The organism is Ochrobactrum sp. XJ1, assembly GCF_024701725.1.
Lineage (GTDB): Bacteria > Pseudomonadota > Alphaproteobacteria > Rhizobiales > Rhizobiaceae > Brucella > Brucella anthropi.
The window spans coordinates 55,425-77,648 of the sequence record NZ_VDGD01000010.1; the positions used below are offsets into that span (position 1 = coordinate 55,425).

The following is a 22,224-nucleotide window of genomic DNA, read 5'->3' on the forward strand; positions in this document are numbered from 1 at the left end:
AGGAACAAGGACCTATGACTATCAATCTGCAAAAGCCGGATATCACCGAGCTGAAGCCCCGCATCACCGTATTCGGTGTCGGCGGCGGCGGCGGCAATGCGGTCAACAACATGATCAATGCCGGTCTGCGCGGCGTGGATTTTGTCGTGGCCAACACCGACGCTCAGGCTTTGACGATGTCGAAGTCCGAACGCATGATCCAGCTCGGCGCTGCCGTTACAGAGGGTCTTGGTGCTGGTTCCCAGCCAGAAGTTGGCCGTGCGGCTGCTGAAGAGTGCATCGACGAAATCGTCGATCACCTGAATGGCACGCATATGTGCTTCGTGACCGCCGGCATGGGCGGCGGCACCGGCACCGGCGCTGCTCCGGTCGTGGCGCGCGCTGCCCGTGAACGGGGCATCCTCACCGTTGGCGTCGTGACCAAGCCTTTCCATTTCGAAGGCGCCCGCCGCATGAAGACTGCCGATCTCGGCATCGAAGAACTGCAGAAGAACGTCGATACGCTTATCGTCATTCCGAACCAGAACCTCTTCCGCATCGCCAACGACAAGACCACCTTCGCCGATGCTTTCGCAATGGCTGACCAGGTGCTTTATTCGGGCGTTGCCTGCATCACCGACCTGATGGTCAAGGAAGGCCTCATCAATCTCGACTTCGCCGACGTTCGTTCGGTGATGCGCGAAATGGGCAAGGCTATGATGGGTACGGGCGAAGCTTCCGGCGAAGGCCGTGCAATGGCTGCTGCCGAAGCTGCAATCGCTAACCCGCTGCTTGACGAAACCTCGATGCGCGGCGCGAAGGGCCTCCTGATCTCGATCACCGGTGGTCGCGACATGACCCTGTTCGAAGTCGACGAAGCTGCTACGCGTATTCGCGAAGAAGTCGATCCGGATGCGAATATCATCCTTGGCGCAACCTTCGACGAAGGCCTCGAAGGCGTCATCCGCGTTTCTGTCGTCGCTACCGGTATCGATAAGCAGTTAGGAGACGCGGCGCCTGCGCCGCTGGAATTTCGCCAGCCGGTAAAGCAGACTGCACAGGCGAAGCCAATGGCTCCGCATGGCGCACTTCGTCCTCCAGTTGTTGAACAGCCGCGTCAGGTCGATCCGATTGCCCAGGCGATCCAGTCTGCCGAAGCTGAAATTCCAGCCGCACCAGCAGCTCCTGCAGCTTCTGCTGAGCCGGAATTCCGTCCGCAGAGCCGCATTTTCCAGGCTCCGGCACCGGAGTCCTTCGAACGCGCTCCGGTTGCCCGTGCACCGATGCCGCAGGCACCGGCAGGTCATCAGGCAGCACAGCCACAGGCCTACCAGCAGCCGCAGATGCATGAACAGCCGGTTCGTGAACCGCGTCCTGCTCCGCGCATGCCTGCCGTTTCGGATTTTCCGCCGGTTGCACAGGCTGAAATCAATGCCCGTCGTGCTCCGCAGCAGCCTGCACAGGAAGAGCCGCGCGGCCCGATGAGCCTCCTGAAGCGCCTGACTCATGGTCTGTCGCGTCGTGAGGAAGATCAGCCTGCAGCCCGTCTGGAACCGGCTCAGCATCGTGAACCTGGCATGCGTCCGGCTGAACGTCGCGCTCCGCAGCAGGACACGTCCATCTACGCACCGCGTCGCGGCCAGCTTGATGATCAGGGTCGTCCGCAGCCGCGCGCAGCTTCGGAAGAAGATCAGCTCGAAATCCCGGCCTTCCTGCGCCGTCAGTCGAACTGAGCCATTTCGGTGAGTGAATAGGAAAGCCGCGGGTAACCCCCGCGGCTTTTTCGTTTCAGTAAACAAAATCAAAACATTCGTAAGAAAGCGTGATTTTCTTCAAGTCACGCAAATTATTATTTTAATTGTAACGGAGTATGGTCCGGGCAGCACGAGTTGGTGAACCCTCTGTATTTCCTGTCGCAATTTTAGCTATATCTATCCATATAGACGCAAAGAATTGCGAAATGGGCTGTGTTGAAATTCCGTTTAAACGGCCTGTATTCATTTTATTCAGCAGATTGGAACTCTCTTGAGCGCTTATCAAAAGACAATTGGTCGTGCGGTTACGCTTTCGGGCGTCGGCGTTCATGGCGGAGCTCCAGCTTCGGCGACGTTTTTCCCGGCCGATGCCGATACGGGAATCGTATTCCAGCGTTCAGATCTGAAGGGAAAGGCGCCGGAAGTACGGGCCCATGTTTCACAGATTGGCGCCACTGACCTCTGCACGTCGCTCGGACCGAAAGAATCCAAGATCGACACGGTTGAGCACCTGATGGCGGCGGTCGCCGCACTGGGCATTGATAACCTTGTCGTTGAAATCGACGGTCCTGAAGTTCCCATTCTCGACGGTACTTCTGCGCGTTTTATCGAAGCTTTCGATGAGGCGGGTGTTGTCACACAGGAAGCAAAACGACGCTTTATTCGCATTCTGAAAACGGTCCGCGTCGAAGCTGGCGGTTCCTGGGGTGAATTCCGCCCCTTCGCCGGTACGCGGTTTGAAGTTGAGATCGACTTCGAATGCCCGCTGATCGGTCGGCAGAAGTTTGCAGACGATGTGGACGAAGCGACCTTCCGCAAGGAGCTTTCCACCGCGCGGACTTTCGGTTTCATGAAGGATGTGGAACGCCTCTGGGCTTCCGGCCATGCGCTTGGCTCGTCGCTCGACAATTCGCTTGTCATTGGTGACGACAATTCTGTCATCAATCCGGGCGGGCTGCGTTTCAAGGACGAATTCGTTCGTCACAAGACGCTCGATGCCGTCGGCGATCTGGCACTTGCCGGTCTGCCGTTCATCGGCTGTTTCCGTTCCTACCGCAGTGGTCACAGGCTGAATGCGGAAACGGTGAAGGCGCTGCTGTCGGACAAGACGGCGTTCGATATTGTCGAGGCTTCCGGTGTTCGCCAGAACTCGAGAGCATCGGATTTCGTTGCTGTGAAGCCGAATATAGCGGCTCCATGGGCGCTCTAAATTTAGCCAAGAAATAGTATGTATCGGCGCATGGCCTTAATTGAGCCGTGTTCGCCGGTTCACCTCACAATTGAGTCGGTGCGCCGTTCTACGGTGGATTGATCGGGGAGCAACTACCCATACGGGTAGCCAATACCGGGGCCAATTCACACTGGTTACGCGTTTCGATACGCCGTCCGGCGGATTCAGACCACTAGACGATTGCCGATTTCGCCTGCATGTGGTTTATGGACGGCCAAAACAGCGTCAGCTATGTTCGTACATTCGCTGAAGCTGAATGATTTGTATGGATGGAGCTGCCGTGCAGTGCTAGAAGCACGCAACTCCAAACAGGAATGACGCTGTCAGAAGGCCGGAGACCGCATGACGAGTTTCAAATTCAAGGGTGTGACGAAAACCGCGCTGCTGACTGGCGCTATCGCCGTTCTTATCCCGCTCGCCGGTTGTGCCAGCAAGGACGACGACATCGATCTCACCAAGTATGTCGAGACGATTGATCCTGCCGACAAAACCTACAATGAAGGTCTCGCCAATCTGGACGCAGGTCGCCTTGATGAAGCTGCGAAGAAGTTCGCCGCCGTCGATCGCCAGCATCCCTACACGGAATGGGCACGCAAGTCGCTCGTGATGGCTGCCTTCACCAACTACCGCAAGGGCAATTACGAAGAAGCGATCTCGATGGCGAAGCGTTACAACACGCTTTACCCGACTTCGCCTGAATCGGCCTATGCCTATTACATCATCGGTCTTTCCTACTTCCGCCAGATTCCGGACGTGACCCGCGATCAGGCTGCAAGCCGTCGCGCAATCGCTGCGATGCAGGAAGTGGTCGATCGTTTCCCGGATTCCGAATATACGGATGATGCCAAGGCCAAGATCCGCTTCGCCCGCGACCAGCTCGCTGGCAAGGAAATGCAGGTTGGCCGCTATTATCTGGAACGCAAGGAATACCTTGCCTCTATCAAGCGCTTCCGCGGCGTTGTGGAGGAATATTCCAATACCCGTCAGGTGGAAGAAGCACTGGCTCGTCTCGTCGAAGCCTACTATGCGCTTGGCTTGACGTCGGAAGCCCAGATGGCCGCTTCGGTTCTCGGCAAGAACTATCCGGACAGTCCGTGGTACAAGGACAGCTACAAGCTTCTGCAGAGCGGTGGTCTTGAGCCACGCGAAAACGGTAATTCGTGGCTGGCCAAGGCTTCGTCGCTCATCACCGGCGGCGGCTCATAAGCTGATTCTCACATGCTGTCGCACCTGTCGATCCGCGATATTGTTCTGATTGAAAGGCTCGACATCGAGTTCAAGACAGGCTTGTCCGTACTTACCGGTGAAACCGGGGCGGGCAAGTCTATTTTGCTTGATTCGCTTTCACTGGCACTTGGCGCACGTGGCGACGCCTCGTTGGTGCGTCATGGTGCCGATCAAGGGCAGGTGACTGCAGTGTTCGATGTGCCGGGCGCGCATCCGGCTCGGATTTTTCTGCGTGACAACGGTTTTGACGATGATGGCGACATCATTCTGCGTCGCCTGCAGATGGGTGATGGTCGCACGCGCGTCTTCATCAACGATCAGGCGGCGAGCGTCGCGCTTCTTCGTGATCTCGGACGCAGGCTGGTGGAAATCCATGGCCAGCATGACGACCGCGCGCTGATCGATACCGATCTTCACCGTACATTGCTGGATGCTTTTGGCGGTCTCGAGCCAGAGGCCGCAGTGGTTCGCGAGCGTCACAAGGCTTGGCGCGATGCGGAAACAGCACTTGCCAAGCATCGTGCCCGCGTCGAGCAGGCCGAGCGTGAAGGCGATTACCTGCGGTCTTCAGTTGAAGAACTGACCAAGCTGGATCCGCAGCCCGGCGAGGAAGAAGAGCTCGCCGAGCGCCGCGCGATCATGATGAAATCCGAAAAGATCGCGGGTGATGTGAACGAAGCCGGTGAGTTACTGTCGGGGCAGGGATCACCTGTGCCGTCTCTGGCAAGCCTTGTGCGTCGTCTGGAGCGCAAGATCCCGGAAGCGCCGCATCTGCTGGAGCCGGTTTGCAAGGCAATTGACGAGGCGCTCAACAGTCTGGCTCTCGCGCAGGACGGTATAGATCATGCCATGCGCGAAATCGATTTCGATCCGCGCGTGCTGGAACAGGTTGAGGAGCGGCTTTTTGCTTTGCGCGCCGCCGCACGCAAATATTCTGTCGCAGTAGAGGGATTGCCTGCGCTGCGTGACAAGATGGATGCTGATCTTGCCGATCTGGATGCCGGAGCAGAAAAGCTGATCCAGCTTGAAAGTCAGGCGGCCGAAATGCGGGTGGCCTATGACACGGCGGCGGCCAAGCTTTCCAGTTTGCGTAAGGAAACAGCAGAGCATCTAAAGGTTGCAGTAATGACCGAATTGCCGGCGCTGAAGCTTGAGCGCGCCGAATTCATTGTCGAGATGACGACCGACGCGCAAGCACGGGCGGCTGAAGGCATCGATACTGTCGAGTACTGGGTGCGCACCAATCCGGGCACACGGGCCGGGCCGATGATGAAGGTCGCCTCGGGTGGCGAGCTTTCACGTTTCCTGTTGGCACTGAAGGTGGCGCTTGCGGATCGCGGTTCTGCTCCGACGCTCGTATTCGATGAAATCGATACCGGCGTGGGCGGTGCGGTGGCAGATGCCATCGGGCAGCGCCTTGCACGGCTTTCTGGTCGCGTACAGGTGCTTTCGGTCACACATGCGCCGCAGGTGGCAGCGCGTGCTTCCACGCATTTCCTGATTGCCAAGTCTGCGACCAATGAAGACCGTATGTCTACCTCGATCCGTTCCATCGGGGTGGATGAGCGGCAGGAAGAGATTGCCCGCATGCTGGCCGGTGCCAGCATTACCGACGAAGCGCGCGCAGCAGCAGAACGCCTGCTGGCTGAGAATTGAGCATTTCCAGCAAAAGTGCGAAGCGCCTACGCGGGGAAATCAGTCCACTGGACTGATTTCTGATCCCGCTTCGATGCGTCGGATAATGCGTACAAACAAAGAGATAGTGCGCTCGTCTCCTGACATGACGCTGTCAGGGGATATGCATGTTCGTAATGTCGGGCCGGTGTAGGCGCGATGCCATTTCTTGGTTATGTTGAGCAAAATTGAATCAGCAGGTTTTGCTCCGCTTATGACCGATACTCCCGTCGAAAAACTGACTGAACCTGAAGCCGCTTCAGAACTGGAACGGCTGGCGCGTGAAATTGCGCATCATGATGAGCTCTATCATGCCAATGACCGGCCAGAGATTTCGGATGCCGAGTATGATGCGCTGAAGCGGCGTAACGATGCGATTGAAGCGCGCTTCCCGCATCTGGTGCGGACAGACAGCCCGTCCTTGCGTGTTGGTACAGCACCTGTTTCCAAATTTGCGCAGGTTGTTCATGCACGCCCGATGCTTTCGCTCGGCAATGCGTTTTCAGACGATGACGTCCGCGATTTCGTGGGCAGTGTCTATCGCTTTCTGGGGCATCTGCCGGATAATTCCATCGCATTTACCGCTGAACCGAAGATCGACGGGCTTTCCATGTCGATCCGCTATGAGAATGGAATTCTGGTTAGCGGTGCGACGCGTGGTGACGGCACGACCGGCGAGAATGTGACGGCGAATATCCGCACCATTGCCGAAATTCCGAACCGGCTTCCGGCTGGAGCGCCTTCCGTCGTTGAAGTACGCGGTGAGGTCTATATGGCTAAAAGTGACTTCCTCGCGCTCAACGAACAGATGGCCGCTGAAGGCAAGCAGACCTATGTGAACCCGCGCAACACGGCAGCAGGTTCCCTGCGCCAGCTCGATGCCAAGGTGACGGCGAGCCGCAAGCTGAAATTCTTTGCCTATGCCTGGGGTGAGATGTCGGACATGCCTGCCGATACGCAGACGGGTATGGTCGAGGTTTTTCGCGAATGGGGTTTCCCGGTCAATCCGCTGACGAAGCGGCTTCACGGTGCAGATGAATTGCTTGCGCATTACCGTGCCATTGGCCTTGAGCGCGCTCAGCTCGACTACGACATTGACGGTGTCGTCTATAAGGTTGATCGGCTCGATCTGCAGACGCGGCTCGGTTTCCGCTCGCGCAGCCCACGATGGGCCATTGCGCACAAGTTTCCGGCAGAACAGGCTACGACGATCTTGCGCGGCATCGACATTCAGGTCGGGCGCACCGGCGCGCTGACGCCAGTGGCGCGGCTGGAGCCGATCACTGTCGGTGGCGTGGTCGTGACCAATGCGACGCTGCACAACGAGGACTATATCAAGGGTATCGGCCTCAAGGGTGAGCGTATTCGTGCTGATGAGCATGATATTCGCGTCGGCGATACGGTAATCGTGCAGCGCGCAGGTGATGTGATCCCGCAGATTGTCGATGTCGTGCTGGAGAAGCGCAAAGCCGATGCAACGCCGTTTGTGTTCCCGCATGAATGCCCGGTCTGTCACAGCCATGCTGTGCGTGAAGAGGGCGAGGCGGTCTATCGTTGCACCGGCGGCCTGACCTGTGCTGCGCAGGCGGTCGAGCGCATTCGTCATTTCGTATCGCGCAATGCGTTCGATATTGAAGGCCTTGGCGAGAAGCAGGTCGAGTTCTTCTTCCATGCAGAAGATGACAGCCTGAAGATCAAATCGCCTGCCGATATCTTCACGCTGCAAAAGCGACAGGCGGATTCGCCTCTCAAGAAACTGGAGAACATTGAAGGTTTCGGCGCGACTTCCGTGAAGAAGCTTTATGATGCGATCAATGATCGGCGCGAGATTGCCCTGCATCGCTTTCTGTTCGGCCTTGGTATCCGTCATGTTGGTGAGGTGAATGCCAAGCGCTTTGCGCGCGCCTATCTGTCTTATACCGCCTTTGAAAAAGCGGCTCTGGAAGCGGTTCCGCCAAAAGAAGGCGACCGCACCGACAAGGGTAACGACGCCTGGCAGGAATTGATTGCGGTTGAGGGCATCGGTTCCATCGTTGCAGAGGCAGTCGTGGATTTTTATGCGGAGCCGCATAACGTGCAAGTGTTGGCGGCTCTTCTCGCCGAAGTGACGCCGCTTGACGAGGAAGCACGTGTTGCCACCGGTTCGCCGGTCGAAGGCAAGACGGTGGTATTTACCGGCAGTCTGGAACGTATGTCGCGCGATGAGGCGAAAGCCATGGCCGAGCGCTATGGGGCAAAGACGGCTGGATCGGTTTCGAAAAAGACCGATCTTGTGGTGGCCGGACCGGGCGCTGGTTCCAAACTCGCCAAGGCGTCCGAGTTGGGTATCGAAGTCATCGATGAAGACGCCTGGTTCACACTGGTCGGAGAAGAATAATGGCCCCGTTCAGCGGTTTTGGTGAAAAAGCGATCCCGTTTCTGAAAGCTCTGGATTTTCACCAGAATCGCGAATGGTTCGTCGAGAACAAGGATCTTTTCGAGCAGCAATTGAAGGAACCGCTTGGCGATCTTGTCGAGGAACTGACAGGTCGTTTTGCAAAGGCCGGTCTGCCGTTCAAGGGCGACCGGGTGAAATCGCAGTTCCGTATCAAACGCGATACGCGGTTTTCCAAGGACAAGGCCCCCTATAACCGTCACCTGTCTGCGCTGCTGTCGCAATCGGGTACAAAATGGGACGAGAGCGGCTGCTTCTATGTCTGTATCGGCCTGCCGGGTGTTCGCGACTGCTACGCCTGTGTGGCTTGGTGGGGAGCGAGAAAAGAGCTGCTTCTGGCTATACGTACGGCCATTGCCGAGAAGCCGGAAGAATTCCGCGCCATGGTCGCGAAACTCAAGAAAAACGGTTTGAAAATCAGCGATTACGACCGGCTGAAACGCACGCCACGTGGTTTCGAGGCCGTCACTGATGATGATTTGCTGGAAGCAATTCGCAATCGGCATTTCTCGGTGCGGATGGAAATCGACCCTGAAACGATTACCCGTGCCGATCTGGCGGATCGTCTTGTCGACTTCACCGAACGGGCTCGTCCGCTCGTAGACTGGATGCACAAAATCGAAAAGACAGTTCCGCAACAATCATGATCGTTCATGAATGCATCAGCCGGATTTATGAGTGATGCGCAAATGCGGCATTCCTGTTTAATAGTATGATTTTTTGGGAAATCATATTCCAACAGGCCCCAGAATTTCCTAACTACTCTTCATTCGGAGGAGTGAATATTCGTGGATCAGACTTTTCGGCCCGTAAGGGCTTCAGCGCGCGCCGATATTATTGACGGTGTCCGGCGCGGACTTCCGCTTGTCGTTGCCGGCGCGCCCTTTGGCCTGCTGTTCGGTGCGCTTGCTGTCGATAACGGATTGTCGCTCGCCGAAGCGGTGTTCATGAGTTCCATCATCTATGCCGGTGCCAGCCAGATGGTCGGGCTAGATCTTTTCGGCCAGAACATTGCGCCGTGGATGATTGTCATGTCGATCTTCGCCGTCAATTTCCGGCACGTGCTTTACTCGGCGAGCACAGGTCGGCGTATCCGTCACTTCAAGCCATGGCAGAAGGCACTGGCCTTTTTCGTACTGGTAGACATCCAGTATGCGGAAGTTGAACAGCGAGCGGAAGCCGGTAAGCCGGTCACCTTCGTCTGGTATATGGCCATCGGGCTCACATTCTATCTGACCTGGGTTCTCGAAGCGCTGATTGGCGGGCTGTTCGGCAATCTGATCACGAATCCCTACGCCTTCGGCATCGACTTTCTGCTGCCGATCTATTTTCTCGGCATGGTGATGAGTTTCCGTCACCGACAGAACTGGCTGCCGGTCGTTATCGTCAGTGCGATTTCAGCCGTGGCGGCCTACAAGTTCGTGGGATCTCCGTGGCATGTATCGCTGGGCGCACTTGGCGGCATTGTTCTTGCGGCGATTATTGCCAAGCCACGCGAAGGGGAGGCGTAAATGTCCACCACAATCTGGATCATTCTTGCGGGCGCGCTCTGCACTTATCTCACCCGTATTGGTGGGCATCTGGTCCTGTCACGCTTCAGCCGTGTGCATTACCGGGTGGAAGCGGCGCTCAACGCCGTGCCTGCAGCCGTTCTGACGGCCATCGTGGCTGCGCCTGCTTCGGATCATGGCTGGCGGGAACTGCTCGTACTCGCGGTTTGCATCGTGCTTTCGTTGCGGCTCAGCATGATGACCATGTTCTTTGCTGGCGTAGCGCTTTTGATCGCGCTACGCCATTTCACGGTGTGAATGCATTATCAAAGCGGCGCGGTTGCCGCTTCAAGCCATTTGCGTTCAGCGTCCTTGAGGTGGCCTGAAAGCTTCTCGCGCACGCTGGCATGGTAGCTGTTCAGCCAGTCGATTTCCTCGTGCGTGAAAAGTGACTTGTCGATCAGGCGCCGGTCGATAGGGCAGAAAGTCAGTGTCTCGAAGCCCATCATCGGAATGTCGCCGCCTTCCGGCACTTCCGGTTCGGTGACGATGATGAGGTTTTCGATGCGGATGCCGAATGAACCGGGTTTGTAATAGCCCGGTTCATTGGAAAGGATCATGCCCGGCAGCAGTTCCTGCGCGCCCTTTTTCGAAATGCTCTGTGGGCCTTCGTGCACTGACAGGTAGGAGCCGACGCCATGACCGGTTCCGTGCGCATAGTCAAAACCATACTTCCATAGTGCGATGCGCGCCAGAACGTCGATATCCTGCCCGCGTGTGCCTTTCGGGAAACGCGCCGTCGTGATCGCAATCACACCTTTCAACACGAGCGTGAATGCCTTGATCGTCTCTGGCGTTACCTTGCCGATGGGGACGGTGCGGGTAATGTCGGTGGTGCCGTCGCGATATTGTGCGCCGGAATCGACCAGATAAAGCTCGCCATCTTCAAGCGTTCTGTTGGTGTCGGTATTGACGCGATAATGGATGATTGCGCCATTTGGCCCCGCACCGGAGATCGTGTCGAAGGATATGTCTTCCAGCGGCATTTGGAAGTCGCGCCCGGCATCGGCACGCGATTCTTCCAGCTTCTGCGCTGCGCTGATTTCATCGATTGTGCCGGGCTTCTGGCCGTCGACCCATGAGAGGAAATTGACCATAGCCACACCGTCGCGCTCATGGGCGGCGCGTGAGCCATCAAGTTCCGCCTTGTTCTTGATTGCGCGTGGAATACGGGCAGGGTCTTTGCCTTCGATCACACTGCCGCCTGCGCTGGTGACAACGAGGCGGAGCTGTTCAGCCGCAAGGGTCGGGTCGAGAAGAATAGCTTCTGCCTTGGCCGCGAGAGCACTGAGGTGCCCTTCCAGATCGCTCGGTGCCGAGAGCTTGGCGAGCTGGGTCAGATAGGCGCGTGGTTCGATGGCGAGCTTGCGTTCATCAATGAAAAGCTCTGGTTCGCCCTTTGCAGGGATAATGGCAAAGCTCAGCGGCAGTGGTGTGTTGGACACGTCTTTGCCGCGGATATTGAACACCCATGCAACTGATGACGGATCGGTCAGGACAGTTGCGCTGGCGCCGCTTGCGGCGACTGCCGCCTGCATTTCCTTGATCTTGTCTTCCGCTTCATGGCCGGAGAAGCGGGCAGGCTGGATCGTCACCTCTGCCGTTGGCACTTCAGGCTGATCGTTCCATACGGCGTCAACAAGATTGATTTCGACGGGAACGAGCTGACCGCCCTGATTTTCAAGCGCTTCGCGCAAGGCGCGGGCTTCGGAAATTGTATGGAGCCAGGGATCGAAGCCTATATTCAGGCCTTTGCCGTTTTCTGCCAGCCAGGAAGCCGGTGGATTTGTGACAAGGCTTTCATAGGAGAAGACCTTCGGGTCGGTCTGGGCGCGGACCTGCAGTTCATAACGTCCATCGACGAAGATATAGGCGCTGTTCTCGAGGATGAGCGCGGCACCAGCCGATCCGGTGAAGCCGGTCAGCCAGGCAAGGCGCTGCGCATGGGGCGGAACATATTCACCCTGATGCTCGTCTGCGCGAGGAACCAGAAATCCGTCAAGGCCAAGTTCGGCCATTTTCGCGCGCAGCTTCGCAACGCGTGGGCCGCCATTGGCCGGATTTGTGGTGACGTCGAAACTCTGAAAAGCCATAGGTTTAACTCGCTCAAAACAGGAATACGCCGTGGTTCAAACGGCCTGTTATTTCAGATGAATTGCTACCCAGCCTTCGCGATGCAGCGTCTTTTGGTGGGTGAGTCCCTGTGCCTGATAGGCAGCGAGCACTGCATCGTGTTGACTGTCAAGTATTCCGGAAAGAACAATGGAACCGCCGGATGCCAGATGCTCCTTGAGGGAAGGTGCCAGCTCGATAAGCGGATTGGCAAGAATGTTGGCGACGATCAGGTCGAATGGCGAATAGGAACGGAAGATCGGGTGACTGAAGCCTTCCGCCGTTGCCGTAACGATATGTTCTGCCACACCGTTCTTGGCGGCATTTTCTGCGGCGACGGTGACAGCGACAGGATCGATATCGGTAGCCAGTACAGGAATGGGAGCGAGCTTGGCTATGGCGATGGCAAGAACAGCGCTGCCGGTGCCAAGGTCGAGCGCATTGGTCGGATGTTCGCCGTTGACAGTTTCCTCGATCAGTTCAAGGCATCCTGCCGTCGTTCCGTGATGGCCGGTGCCGAAGGCAAGACCAGCATCGATTTCAATGGGGATGTCGCCTGCTTCGATCTTGTCGCGGTCGTGCGAGCCATGGACAAAGAAATGCCCGGCTCTGACAGGCTTCAGACCTTCCAGCGAATGCGTGACCCAGTCGATGTCAGGCAGTTCTTCGACGGAGAAAATGTCCGCACCGACCAACGCATCGATCCGCTTGGCGACATCTTCGGCATCGTCCTCGACATAGACCGACACCTCGAAAATCTGCCGGTCTTCATCGATTTCGGTGATAGCGATGGGGAAGCCGTCTTCCTCGAAAGTCTGTTCGAGAATGTTGTAGACGCGCTCGGCTTCCGCCTTATCCGCCGAAAAGAAAAGTCGTGACTGGGCCATGAAGTAATAAAGCTCTCTATCTTTGAGAGTCTGTACCAAAAGCCGACCTGTATGGCTGCAAATGGCAATTTTTCTGCGTTCCGGTGCTCATGTAGCTTTCTCGGGTGCATAGTCTTATCCGTAAAGTCTGCAACTTTTCGGGACCATGCTCAGAAGTACATTGCGTTCCGGTACTCGAAAATCACCATTTTCGCACATACATGCCGCTTTTTGATTCAGGCTCTGACGCATTTCCGATGGAAATGCTTCGTAGATTCTATTTAGCTCTTTGCAGCGCCTTTGGCCAGATTCTTCAACTTTTCCAGAGCCGTATCCGGGTTTTCCTGATAGGCGATTGTGCTGCGGAAGCGACCGCCTTTGTCGAGCAGAAATACCGATGCTGTATGATCCATCGTATATTCGCCGTCTTCGCCCGGAACCTTCTTGGCATAGACGTGGTAGGATTTGACCATATCAGCAATATTCTGTGGTGTACCGGTGATGCCAATGATGCGGTCGGAAACGTTGCCGACATAGGTCTTCATGACTTCCTGCGTGTCGCGTTCCGGATCAACGGTGATGAAATAAGCCTTGATGTCACTGGCTTCCGGCCCAAGCTGCTTCAGCCAGCCATCAAGCTCATAGAGCGTGGTGGGACAGACGTCCGGGCAATGGGTGAAGCCGAAAAAGATTGCTGCTGGCGCAGCGCGCAGGTCGTTCTCGGTGAAAGGCGTGCCATCCATGGTCACAAGGTTAAGCGGACCGCCGAAGGGTTCTTTAGCCGCTTCCTTGTCTCGGAAAAGATTGAGACCCGCAGCGCCGACGATAACGACGATGAAGGCGATGATGAAGATGGGCAGGAATTTTTTCATGTCCAGTCAGCCTTGAATTTCCGAACGCGCCTTGATGCGCTGATCAACAATCTATCTTTTCTTTATGCGTTGCAGAACGGTCGATATAGCCGCATCCTGCATCATGAAGAGCATGGCGGTAATGTACGGCCATTTGCTCAATTTTCAATAATTTCTGAAACTTTTGACTATTTGTCGCGCGGTGGAAATGGCTCTTCGCACAGTTTGGCTCCTGTCTCATTCGCGTGACCAAAGTTGAACAGCTTCTTCGTTCTTTCTTTTTGCAAGGTTGATCGAACTGATATATTTCGGTCATAAAATTGCAATTTCTTGTGAGAGCAATATTGGAAGTCGATTACGTAATCGCTTGGGTTGACGGGCAGGATCCCGCGCATACGGCTGCCAGAAAAAGGTTCGCGCCAAATTCTGATCGCACGCATTTCGAAGCCGTTACAAACGAACGTTATCTCGATAATGGCGAGATTTATTATAACATCGCTTCCGTCATCAAATTCGCCCCGTTCATCAAGCGCATTTTCATCATCACCGATCATCAGAAGCCACGTTTCCTCGATGCATTCAAGCATGAGGGCAAATGTGATGCTTCTTTTATTCAGATCGTATCACATGATGATATTTTTGATGGTTTGCCGGCTGCTCGCCCTTCGTTCAACGCCCGCGCTATTGAAGGTGCGATGTGGCGGATACCCGGGCTGTCGGAGCATTTTATTTATTCCAACGACGATTTCTTCGTGAATGCTCCGCTGACAGTATCCGATCTTTATGAGAACGAGCGCCCTGTTCTTCATGGCGATTGGGTGCGGCCTGAAAACACCCGCTGGAAGTACAAGCTGCGCCATTTGCTTGGCAAGATATCGCGGTATGAATATACGTTTCCGAAATTCCGCATGGCGCAATGGAAAGGCGCTGTCACTGCTGGCATGAAGGATCGATTCATGTCGATCCATCATCACCCACATCCGTTGCGGCGCAACACGCTGGCGGCTTTTTTCACCGAGAAACCCGGCGTTCTGAATAAGCAGGTCAGTTTCCGATATCGCGATATCGAACAGTTCAATACGGTTGCTCTCGCCAATCATCTGGAGATTTTGCGGCACAAAGCTTCTGTTCGTCCGGCGAGAGAACTGGCTTATCTGGATTTTGTCCAGGAAAAACATTGGGCGGAAGAACTTGAGGCGATCGAGGCCGGTTCAGCGCCCTTCGGCTGCGTGCAGGGTTTTGAGCGTTTCGATCCCGCATTTCGAGCCCAAATTCACCAGACCCTCATTGCGAAGTTTGACGATGTTCTGCCGAATGTTATCAAGGATTATCTTTCCGGCGAGCAAGATAGTTCGCAGGAAGCGGCTTAAGCAGTTCGTTCCAGAGCTGACTGCGCTGCAGGGAAGCTTGAGGTGAGTTTGCAATGATGTCGTCAGATGATCTCCGTTTCCAGAACAGTGAACCCCGCATTCATTCGACGGCTCAACTGAAATCCGTCAAGCTGGGACGGTATGCCGATATTGGCGAGCGTGTGATTCTTCGTGAAGTCATGGTCGGCGACTTCACTTATTTCGAGCGGAACGGCGAGGGAATCTATGCCGAGATCGGCAAGTTCTGTTCTATTGCCGCGAATGTTCGCATCAATGCGCTCGAACACCCGATGGAGCGGCTCACGACTCATAAAGTCAGTTATCGACCGAATGAGTATTTTCGTTATCTGGGCGTTGATGGCGAGTTCCGGGCAAGGCGTCAGGAGCAGCGCGTGATCATCGGCAACGATGTATGGATCGGCCACGGCGCGGTCATCACACCGGGCGTTCAGATTGGCCACGGTGCCGTGATTGGTGCGAATGCGGTCGTGACGAAGAATGTGCCACCCTATCATGTGGTCGGCGGTGTTCCCGCTCGTTTCATCCGCAAACGCTTCGATAATGCTGTCATAGACCGACTGCTCGAACTCGAATGGTGGAACTGGTCGGTGGAAAAGCTCTATGAAGCGGTTCCAGACATCCAGACGCTCGAAATCGAGGCGTTTCTGGAAAAGTGGAGCAGCTGAATTCCGGCTCTTGCAAAGCCGCAATTGTTTACCCACCTTGGCATCACAACAGTTCTGGAGGCTGGAAGATATGGTCGGACTGAAGCGTTTTGCCGGGTTGTTGCTTGCTCCCATGCTGGTCGTTGCGGCTTCGGCCGCTCCGGCCGAAGAAGTTGGCAAGGTTGGCGTCGACTGGCTTGGAAACGATATTGTCATCGATGCGGTACAGGACCCGAAAGTGCAGGGCGTAACCTGTCATCTGGCGTCGTTTTCGCGCGGCATGATCGACCGGCTGCAAAAAGGCAACTGGTTCGAGGACCCGTCCAATGCTTCCATCTCTTGCGAGCAGACAGGGCCGATCACTATCGCAGATATCGATCTCGGTAAGGGCGGGGAACGGGTGTTCTCCGAGCGTACAAGCTTGATCTGGAAGAAGCTTGTCATCACGCGCATATACGACAAGACAAACAATACTCTGCTCTATCTCGCCCATGCGACACAGGTTCAGGATGGTTCAGCGAAAACGTCGCTTTCAACCGTGCCGCTTTACAAGGGTGATGTAACATGGGCGAAGGGCAAGCCGGAATAATCCGGCTGCCCTGATCCTTCATCTGTGATGGAAACTAGATCGGCTGGACGAAACTATCGAGAACGCGCTTCTGTCCGGCCTTGTCGAAATCGATGGTCAGCTTGTTGCCGTCAATAAGCGAGATCGTTCCGTTGCCGAACTTGATATGGAACACGCGGTCGCCCGCCTTGAAGGCCGATGGCTTGTCGGCCACTGACTTGGCCACCAGTTCACCGTCAATCGTGCGTCCCTTGATGGAGCCACGACCAGCTCCAAAACCGGAATCGGTCTCGCCATAGCCGATGCGTTCCACTTTGCTGCCCGAACGAGAACCCCAGTTGTTACGGGTGGCATCGGAGCGATTCTGCTGCGCGCGCTGCCAGCCGGGTGTCGAATAGGAATTCTGGAATGGATCAGCCTTGTCGAAGCGGGACTGTCCATAGCCACCGCCGTAACCGCCGTAATTGCCTTCCAGTTCGGCCACTTCCACATGCGCTTCCGGTAGTTCTTCCAGAAAACGGGAAGGAATGGTCGATTGCCACATGCCGTGGATGCGTCGGTTGGAAACGAACCAGATATGCAGGTTTTTCTTGGCGCGGGTCACGCCGACATAGGCGAGGCGGCGCTCTTCCTCAAGGCCGGAACGCCCGCCTTCATCAAGCGCGCGCTGGTGTGGAAACAAGCCTTCTTCCCAGCCGGGAAGGAAGACGGTTTCAAATTCCAGACCTTTGGCCGAATGCAGCGTCATGATGTTGACGGCATCCAGATCCTCATTCTGCTCGGCGTCCATCACGAGTGCAACGTGCTCAAGGAAACCGCGCAAGCTTTCATATTCCTCCATGGAACGGATCAGTTCCTTGAGGTTTTCAAGCCGGCCCGGTGCTTCTGCTGATTTGTCGTTCTGCCACATGCCCGTATAGCCGGATTCATCAAGGATGGTTTCGGCCAGTTCGGTATGCGGCGTGTTGTCGATCAGGGACTGCCAGCGCAGGAAGTTCTCGACCACTTCGCGCAGTGCGGAACGTGGCTTCGGCTTCAATTCCTCGGTTTCAATGAGATCGCAGGCCGCAGAAAACATCGAAATATCGCGTGCGCGGGCATAATCATGGATCTGGCGGATGGCGGCTTCACCCAGACCACGCTTCGGCGTGTTGATGATGCGCTCCAGCGCCAGATCGTCGGCCGGTTGTGCAACGACACGCAGATAGGCCATCGCATCACGGATTTCGAGCCGCTCGTAGAAGCGCGGGCCGCCGATGACGCGGTAGTTGAGACCGAGTGTGACAAAACGGTCTTCGAATTCACGCATCTGGAAAGAAGCGCGGACGAGGATCGCCATGTTGTTGAGGAGATGCCCCTGACGCTGGGCCTGCTCAATGGCTTCGCCGACAGCACGGGCTTCCTCTTCCGAGTCCCAGGCCGCATGAACTTTGACCCGTGGATCGTCCGGATTGGGTGCTTCGGTAAACAGCGTTTTGCCAAGGCGACCCTCGTTATGTGCGATCAGGTGGGCGGCTGCACCGAGGATATGCGCTGTGGAGCGGTAATTGCGCTCAAGCTTGATGACGACTGCGCCCGGAAAATCCTTTTCGAAGCGAAGAATATTGTCCACTTCTGCTCCGCGCCAGCCGTAAATCGACTGATCGTCGTCGCCGACGCAACACAGATTGACTTTATCTCCGCTCACGCCGAATTCGCTGCGCTCATCGGTCCTGCGGGAGGCTTCGGATGCCTTGGCGGGCTGTACCGGCGAGCCTCCGGCCCGCGTTGGCGCTGTCGTTCGTGATTTTGGTCGTTGCGCCAGCAGACGCAGCCACAAATATTGCGCCGTATTCGTATCCTGATATTCATCCACCAGAATGTAGCGGAATTTCGCGTGATATTCGCGCAGGATATCCGGATGATTGCGGAAGATACGGATCGGATGCAGCAGAAGATCGCCGAAATCGCAGGCGTTCAATGTGCGCAGGCGTTCCTGATAGGCCTGATAAAGCTCGCGTCCGCGACCATTGCCGAACGAGCGTGCATCGCCTTCTGGAATATCGGATGGTCCGAATCCCTTGTTCTTCCAGCCATCGATCATGTTGGCGAAGGTGCGGGCAGGCCAGCGCTTGTCATCGAGGCCTTCAGCCTGAATGAGTTGCTTGATGAGGCGGATCACGTCATCAGTGTCGAGGATGGTGAAATCCGATGTCAGATTTGCAAGTTCCGCATGGCGGCGCAAAAGCTTAACACCGATCGAGTGGAACGTGCCGAGCCACGGCATGCCTTCGACTGCGCCGCCGACCAGATGACCGATACGCTCCTTCATTTCGCGCGCGGCCTTGTTCGTGAAAGTCACGGCGAGAATCTGGCTTGGATAGGCAAGGCCGGTGGTCAGAATATGTGCGATACGCGTTGTCAGAACGCGCGTTTTTCCCGTGCCCGCACCGGCAAGCACCAGAACAGGACCCTCTGTCGTCAGGACAGCCTGACGCTGTTCCGGGTTCAGCCCTTTTAGGTAATCGGGTTCGCCACGCTGCTGGTTGCGTGCTGCCATGGCACGTGCGGCAATGCCACCGGGAGCAGGCGTGCGGCCTGCCGGAGCGTCGTCATCGCCGAAAAACGGCATATCGTCGGGAAAGTCAGACATTTGACCCGAATGTAATGATTCGCGGCTGAAAGACCAGCGAAAGGGTTAAAATATTCGACTACTCTAATTGAGTAACGCGACGATCCGTAAAGTTCAGGCGATGCGAGGCCAGTGCTTCAACCAGTCCACGCAGTTCCGGTTCACGCTGCAGAAGATCATCGAGCTCCGTCATCTGGTTCATTGCGATTAGCCGCAGAATGTCGTCTCGGATGGTCCCATCGGCGCGCCGCGGCAGATGCGCAACCGGCTGGATCAGTTCAACCTTTTGGCCTTTGAGCCTTGCACGCAGACTTTTCTCATCGGCGTTCAGTGTTTCCACAAAAGCGTAGATGCCGACGCCCTTGGCTGGCAGTGAATAGAGCGCGAGCGCTACATCGGTCACGCGTGGATCGGATTTGAGGGCAGCCTGAATTGCAGGGCCTTCATTGTCGATCCGGTCACCAGTGCCTTCACCGTCCGACCAGCTGAAAATGCCGCGAGTGATGAAGTTGTAGACTTTCTTGCCTGTCGCCAGCCAGATGCGCGACGGCAGAGAACGGCGCGCCAGAATGCGCTTTTCCGTCGGTGTCATCAGGTCTTTTGCGAAAGCACGCTTCTGCTTGATGAGATGGCGGAAGTCTTCATAGGCCATCAGGCGATAGAGCGCGCCACGACGACGATGAACGCTTGCAAGCTGGAAATCGATGACCGCTGCTTCACCTTCGGGTGTCATCAGCCAGTTTTGCGGTTTGGCGAGGTCGTTGTGGGTGACACCAAGACGACGCATATCGCGCAGGATGCGGTGCGCGGTGCGATACCATTTCGGATCGGAAGGCCGCGCAAGATGCAGCGGTGTGCCTTCCGTCCAGGATCGATACAGCCCGTCCTTGTCGATGGCGAGGAGCTGTGGGACACCTTCGATGCCGCGTACCGTCTTGAGGCCGCGGATTTCGCGCCGGGCCAATATCCATGCCAGCGGCTTCGACCACCATGGAGCAGCGCTTACGACGCGCCGAATGATGCGGGTCTCGGGGTTGCCTATGAAATAACCGGCATGCGTTTCCGAGAACACGTCGCGCTTGAATACGGCGGTTTCGACAAATTCCGGTATTTGATCGCCTTTCAGAGGCACATCTATATTGGGGTTCTGAACCATAGGGCTCCACTAGTGGATTGCATCCGATCAATCAAGTTTGATGGCGGACAACCCTTATTGCAATCACGTGATCGAAGGCGCACAAGGAACGCACAGATTTCGTGCAGCTCATCGGGGAAATGCAGAGAATGGCACAGGGCGACGACAGCAAGCAGGCGATTGCGCAGATCATTCGGCAGGAACAGGCGCTTATTTTTCCGTCATTTGACGAGAATGAAGCATTCGCGCTTGGTCATCGCATTCGCGATATCGCCGTGAAGGAAAAGCTCGGCATTGCCACCGAAATTTCCCTGTGGGACCGGCAATTGTTTTATGCGACGACCGCCGGAAGCACAGTGGACAATCAGGAATGGTTGCGCCGTAAGTTCAATGTCGTGCGCCGCTTTCATGCTTCGACCTATCGTCTTGTTCTGGAGCAGAATCGCGACGATCGCATGTTTGCTCTCCATAAAGCATTGAATGTCGAAGATTACGCGCTGGCGGGCGGCGGATTTCCGATCCGCGTTGCAGGGGCAGGCGTGATCGGCGCCGTAATCGTATCGGGGCTGCCGCAGCGCGAGGACCATAATCTGGTGATCCGCGCCGTTGCCGAGCATCTTGGACAAGACCCGGTCGCATTGGCGTTGCCTGTCGTTTGACTATGAATTTCGGAGAATGAACGATGTCGCTTGAAAATGTTGTTGCGCTTGCACGCAATGAGGACGGTATTGCCGCAGCAGTGGGTATTCTCAAGCAGCGTTTCGGTGAGCGTGCGCAGACCGGTCAGGCTATCCGCGAACAACACGGTCACACGACGACCTATGTGCCGACGCAGGCGCCGGACATCGTCATCTTTGCCCAGACCGCACAGGAGGTGCAGGATGTAGTCCGCATCTGTGCTGAACATCGCGTTCCGGTTATCGCCTTCGGTGCCGGTTCGTCGCTCGAAGGGCAGGTGAACGCGCCCGCTGGTGGTGTCTCTCTTGACCTTACGCGCATGAACAGGGTGATTGCCGTACATGCGGAAGATCTGGATTGCGTGGTGGAACCGGGTATTACGCGCCGGGAATTGAATGAATATCTGCGCGATACCGGACTGTTCTTTCCAATTGATCCGGGCGCCAATGCCACACTGGGCGGTATGGCTTCCACCCGTGCGTCCGGTACGAATGCGGTGCGTTATGGGACTATGCGTGAGAACGTGCTGGCTCTGAAAGCCGTGATGCCGGATGGACGGCTGATCGAGACCTCCAAACGCGTGAAGAAGACGGCTGCGGGTTACGATCTCACGAGGCTGCTTGTCGGAGCCGAGGGAACACTTGGCATCATCACCGAGCTGACATTGAAACTGCAGGGGATTCCGCAGGCAATTTCCGGCGGTATCTGTCCTTTCCCGGATGTGGCTTCGGCTTGCCGCACGGTGATCGAAACCATCCAGATGGGTATCCCCGTTGCACGTATCGAGCTTGTAAACACGCTTCAGATGCAGGCGTTGATCCTCCACTCCAAACTGCCTTATGAGGCGCAGCCCTATCTGTTTGTCGAGTTCCACGGCACGGAAAGCGGCGTTGCCGAACAGGCGGAATTGTTTGGAGAAATTGCTGCAGGCAATGGTGGTGGCAATTTCCAGTGGACCCACGATGCCGAGGAACGCGACCGGCTATGGCGGGCGCGTCACGACGCCTATCTTGCATCTTTTTTGCTGAGGCCCGGTTGCAAGGGTGTTTCCACTGATGTCTGCGTACCGATTTCGCGTCTGGCCGATTGCATCGGCGAGACGGAAAAAGACCTTGCCGAAACAGGCCTGATAGCACCAATTGTCGGGCATGTGGGGGATGGTAATTTCCATCTTCTCCTGCTTTTGGACACGGATGATATGAGCGAAATGGAGCGTGCCGAAGCATTCATGGACCGATTGGCAAAACGTGCCATTGCCATGGAGGGAACCTGCACCGGCGAACATGGCATCGGGCAAGGCAAGATGAAGTATCTGGCCATGGAGCTGGGTGAAGCCACGGACTACATGCGGGCCATCAAGAAAGCGCTTGATCCAGACAACATCATGAATCCGGGCAAAATACTGATTTCCTGATTCAATTCAGCTGTTTGGGCGGGTTTGCCAAGAGTTTGATTCAGGCAGGCGTGCATATCGATATGGCTGTGATGCAATTTGCCTTGTTGTCGCCGGATCGATGCC

General features: G+C 56.1%; 19 protein-coding genes. 13 read left to right on the forward strand and 6 right to left on the reverse strand.

Annotation, left to right across the window (positions count from 1 at the left end; all coding sequences use genetic code 11):
• The first annotated feature begins 14 nt into the window (after window positions 1-14).
• The 8 genes from ftsZ (at window position 15) to FG152_RS18590 (ending at window position 10,107) form a co-directional block, all read left to right on the forward strand.
• Entirely contained in the window at window positions 15-1,712 is a 1,698-nt protein-coding gene (ftsZ, locus tag FG152_RS18555) for a cell division protein FtsZ (protein WP_010659735.1), read from the forward strand.
• 292 nt (window positions 1,713-2,004) lie between these two features.
• Window positions 2,005-2,943, forward strand: a complete 939-nt coding sequence (gene lpxC / locus FG152_RS18560; RefSeq protein ID WP_010659736.1) for a UDP-3-O-acyl-N-acetylglucosamine deacetylase — start codon at window positions 2,005-2,007, stop codon at window positions 2,941-2,943.
• Window positions 2,944-3,306: 363 nt separating this feature from the next.
• Window positions 3,307-4,170 (forward strand): outer membrane protein assembly factor BamD, encoded by an 864-nt coding sequence (locus tag FG152_RS18565; protein ID WP_010659737.1) that lies wholly within the window; start codon window positions 3,307-3,309, stop codon window positions 4,168-4,170.
• A gap of 12 nt (window positions 4,171-4,182) precedes the next feature.
• Window positions 4,183-5,847 (forward strand): DNA repair protein RecN, encoded by a 1,665-nt coding sequence (gene recN, locus FG152_RS18570; protein WP_010659738.1) that lies wholly within the window; start codon window positions 4,183-4,185, stop codon window positions 5,845-5,847.
• A 232-nt stretch (window positions 5,848-6,079) separates the two neighbouring features.
• Complete coding sequence (ligA, locus tag FG152_RS18575) at window positions 6,080-8,242, forward strand: NAD-dependent DNA ligase LigA (protein ID WP_010659739.1); 2,163 nt, start codon at window positions 6,080-6,082, stop codon at window positions 8,240-8,242.
• Complete coding sequence (locus tag FG152_RS18580) at window positions 8,242-8,946, forward strand: DUF2461 domain-containing protein (protein ID WP_010659740.1); 705 nt, start codon at window positions 8,242-8,244, stop codon at window positions 8,944-8,946. Before ligA ends, FG152_RS18580 begins: the two co-directional genes overlap by 1 nt.
• Before the next feature lie 141 nt (window positions 8,947-9,087).
• Window positions 9,088-9,810: an AzlC family ABC transporter permease gene (locus FG152_RS18585; RefSeq protein WP_010659741.1), complete on the forward strand. Its 723-nt coding sequence runs from the start codon at window positions 9,088-9,090 to the stop codon at window positions 9,808-9,810.
• Entirely contained in the window at window positions 9,811-10,107 is a 297-nt protein-coding gene (locus tag FG152_RS18590; protein WP_010659742.1) for an AzlD family protein, read from the forward strand. It abuts the gene before it with no gap.
• An 8-nt stretch (window positions 10,108-10,115) separates the two neighbouring features.
• Here the strand turns inward: FG152_RS18590 and FG152_RS18595 are convergent, their stop codons facing one another.
• From FG152_RS18595 to FG152_RS18610, 4 genes are all read right to left on the reverse strand, one after another.
• The gene (locus FG152_RS18595; RefSeq protein ID WP_010659743.1) at window positions 10,116-11,942 is read right to left on the reverse strand and encodes an aminopeptidase P family protein; all 1,827 of its coding nucleotides are present in this window, start codon (window positions 11,940-11,942) and stop codon (window positions 10,116-10,118) included.
• 48 nt (window positions 11,943-11,990) lie between these two features.
• Window positions 11,991-12,848: a 50S ribosomal protein L11 methyltransferase gene (locus FG152_RS18600; protein WP_010659744.1), complete on the reverse strand. Its 858-nt coding sequence runs from the start codon at window positions 12,846-12,848 to the stop codon at window positions 11,991-11,993.
• Between the two features lie 260 nt (window positions 12,849-13,108).
• Window positions 13,109-13,699 carry an SCO family protein gene (locus FG152_RS18605; RefSeq protein WP_010659745.1) on the reverse strand — a complete coding sequence of 197 codons (591 nt, stop codon included), beginning with the start codon at window positions 13,697-13,699 and terminating at the stop codon, window positions 13,109-13,111.
• A gap of 167 nt (window positions 13,700-13,866) precedes the next feature.
• The gene (locus FG152_RS18610) at window positions 13,867-14,232 is read right to left on the reverse strand and encodes a hypothetical protein (RefSeq protein WP_226622316.1); all 366 of its coding nucleotides are present in this window, start codon (window positions 14,230-14,232) and stop codon (window positions 13,867-13,869) included.
• Here FG152_RS18610 and FG152_RS18615 point away from each other — a divergent pair.
• The 3 genes from FG152_RS18615 to FG152_RS18625 all read left to right on the forward strand — a co-directional run bounded on the left by FG152_RS18615 (window position 14,185) and on the right by FG152_RS18625 (window position 16,302).
• Complete coding sequence (locus FG152_RS18615; protein ID WP_235691771.1) at window positions 14,185-15,048, forward strand: stealth family protein; 864 nt, start codon at window positions 14,185-14,187, stop codon at window positions 15,046-15,048. The two genes, FG152_RS18610 and FG152_RS18615, sit on opposite strands and share 48 nt — an antisense overlap.
• Before the next feature lie 53 nt (window positions 15,049-15,101).
• Window positions 15,102-15,734 carry a DapH/DapD/GlmU-related protein gene (locus tag FG152_RS18620; protein ID WP_010659747.1) on the forward strand — a complete coding sequence of 211 codons (633 nt, stop codon included), beginning with the start codon at window positions 15,102-15,104 and terminating at the stop codon, window positions 15,732-15,734.
• A 70-nt stretch (window positions 15,735-15,804) separates the two neighbouring features.
• Entirely contained in the window at window positions 15,805-16,302 is a 498-nt protein-coding gene (locus FG152_RS18625) for a CreA family protein (RefSeq protein ID WP_010659748.1), read from the forward strand.
• Between the two features lie 34 nt (window positions 16,303-16,336).
• On the opposite strand, the gene FG152_RS18630 is transcribed toward FG152_RS18625, so the two are convergent.
• Window positions 16,337-18,913, reverse strand: a complete 2,577-nt coding sequence (locus tag FG152_RS18630; protein WP_010659749.1) for an ATP-dependent helicase — start codon at window positions 18,911-18,913, stop codon at window positions 16,337-16,339.
• Window positions 18,914-18,971: 58 nt separating this feature from the next.
• Complete coding sequence (locus FG152_RS18635) at window positions 18,972-20,048, reverse strand: serine/threonine protein kinase (protein WP_010659750.1); 1,077 nt, start codon at window positions 20,046-20,048, stop codon at window positions 18,972-18,974.
• A 128-nt stretch (window positions 20,049-20,176) separates the two neighbouring features.
• Between FG152_RS18635 and FG152_RS18640 the strand changes: the two genes are divergently transcribed.
• Complete coding sequence (locus tag FG152_RS18640) at window positions 20,177-20,686, forward strand: heme-degrading domain-containing protein (protein ID WP_010659751.1); 510 nt, start codon at window positions 20,177-20,179, stop codon at window positions 20,684-20,686.
• A gap of 23 nt (window positions 20,687-20,709) precedes the next feature.
• Window positions 20,710-22,119: an FAD-binding oxidoreductase gene (locus tag FG152_RS18645; protein WP_010659752.1), complete on the forward strand. Its 1,410-nt coding sequence runs from the start codon at window positions 20,710-20,712 to the stop codon at window positions 22,117-22,119.
• Window positions 22,120-22,224 lie beyond the last annotated feature (105 nt).

Excerpts from the sequence above, each read along its gene's own strand:
- ftsZ (WP_010659735.1), top strand. The coding sequence starts at position 15 with ATGACTATCAATCTGCAAAAGCCGGATATCACCGAGCTGAAGCCCCGC.
- FG152_RS18565 (WP_010659737.1), top strand. The coding sequence starts at position 3,307 with ATGACGAGTTTCAAATTCAAGGGTGTGACGAAAACCGCGCTGCTGACT.
- recN (WP_010659738.1), top strand. The coding sequence starts at position 4,183 with ATGCTGTCGCACCTGTCGATCCGCGATATTGTTCTGATTGAAAGGCTC.
- ligA (WP_010659739.1), top strand. The coding sequence starts at position 6,080 with ATGACCGATACTCCCGTCGAAAAACTGACTGAACCTGAAGCCGCTTCA.
- FG152_RS18580 (WP_010659740.1), top strand. The coding sequence starts at position 8,242 with ATGGCCCCGTTCAGCGGTTTTGGTGAAAAAGCGATCCCGTTTCTGAAA.
- FG152_RS18590 (WP_010659742.1), top strand. The coding sequence starts at position 9,811 with ATGTCCACCACAATCTGGATCATTCTTGCGGGCGCGCTCTGCACTTAT.
- FG152_RS18595 (WP_010659743.1), bottom strand. The coding sequence starts at position 11,942 with ATGGCTTTTCAGAGTTTCGACGTCACCACAAATCCGGCCAATGGCGGC.
- FG152_RS18600 (WP_010659744.1), bottom strand. The coding sequence starts at position 12,848 with ATGGCCCAGTCACGACTTTTCTTTTCGGCGGATAAGGCGGAAGCCGAG.
- FG152_RS18605 (WP_010659745.1), bottom strand. The coding sequence starts at position 13,699 with ATGAAAAAATTCCTGCCCATCTTCATCATCGCCTTCATCGTCGTTATC.
- FG152_RS18610 (WP_226622316.1), bottom strand. The coding sequence starts at position 14,232 with ATGATCGGTGATGATGAAAATGCGCTTGATGAACGGGGCGAATTTGAT.
- FG152_RS18620 (WP_010659747.1), top strand. The coding sequence starts at position 15,102 with ATGATGTCGTCAGATGATCTCCGTTTCCAGAACAGTGAACCCCGCATT.
- FG152_RS18625 (WP_010659748.1), top strand. The coding sequence starts at position 15,805 with ATGGTCGGACTGAAGCGTTTTGCCGGGTTGTTGCTTGCTCCCATGCTG.
- FG152_RS18630 (WP_010659749.1), bottom strand. The coding sequence starts at position 18,913 with ATGTCTGACTTTCCCGACGATATGCCGTTTTTCGGCGATGACGACGCT.
- FG152_RS18635 (WP_010659750.1), bottom strand. The coding sequence starts at position 20,048 with ATGGTTCAGAACCCCAATATAGATGTGCCTCTGAAAGGCGATCAAATA.
- FG152_RS18640 (WP_010659751.1), top strand. The coding sequence starts at position 20,177 with ATGGCACAGGGCGACGACAGCAAGCAGGCGATTGCGCAGATCATTCGG.
- FG152_RS18645 (WP_010659752.1), top strand. The coding sequence starts at position 20,710 with ATGTCGCTTGAAAATGTTGTTGCGCTTGCACGCAATGAGGACGGTATT.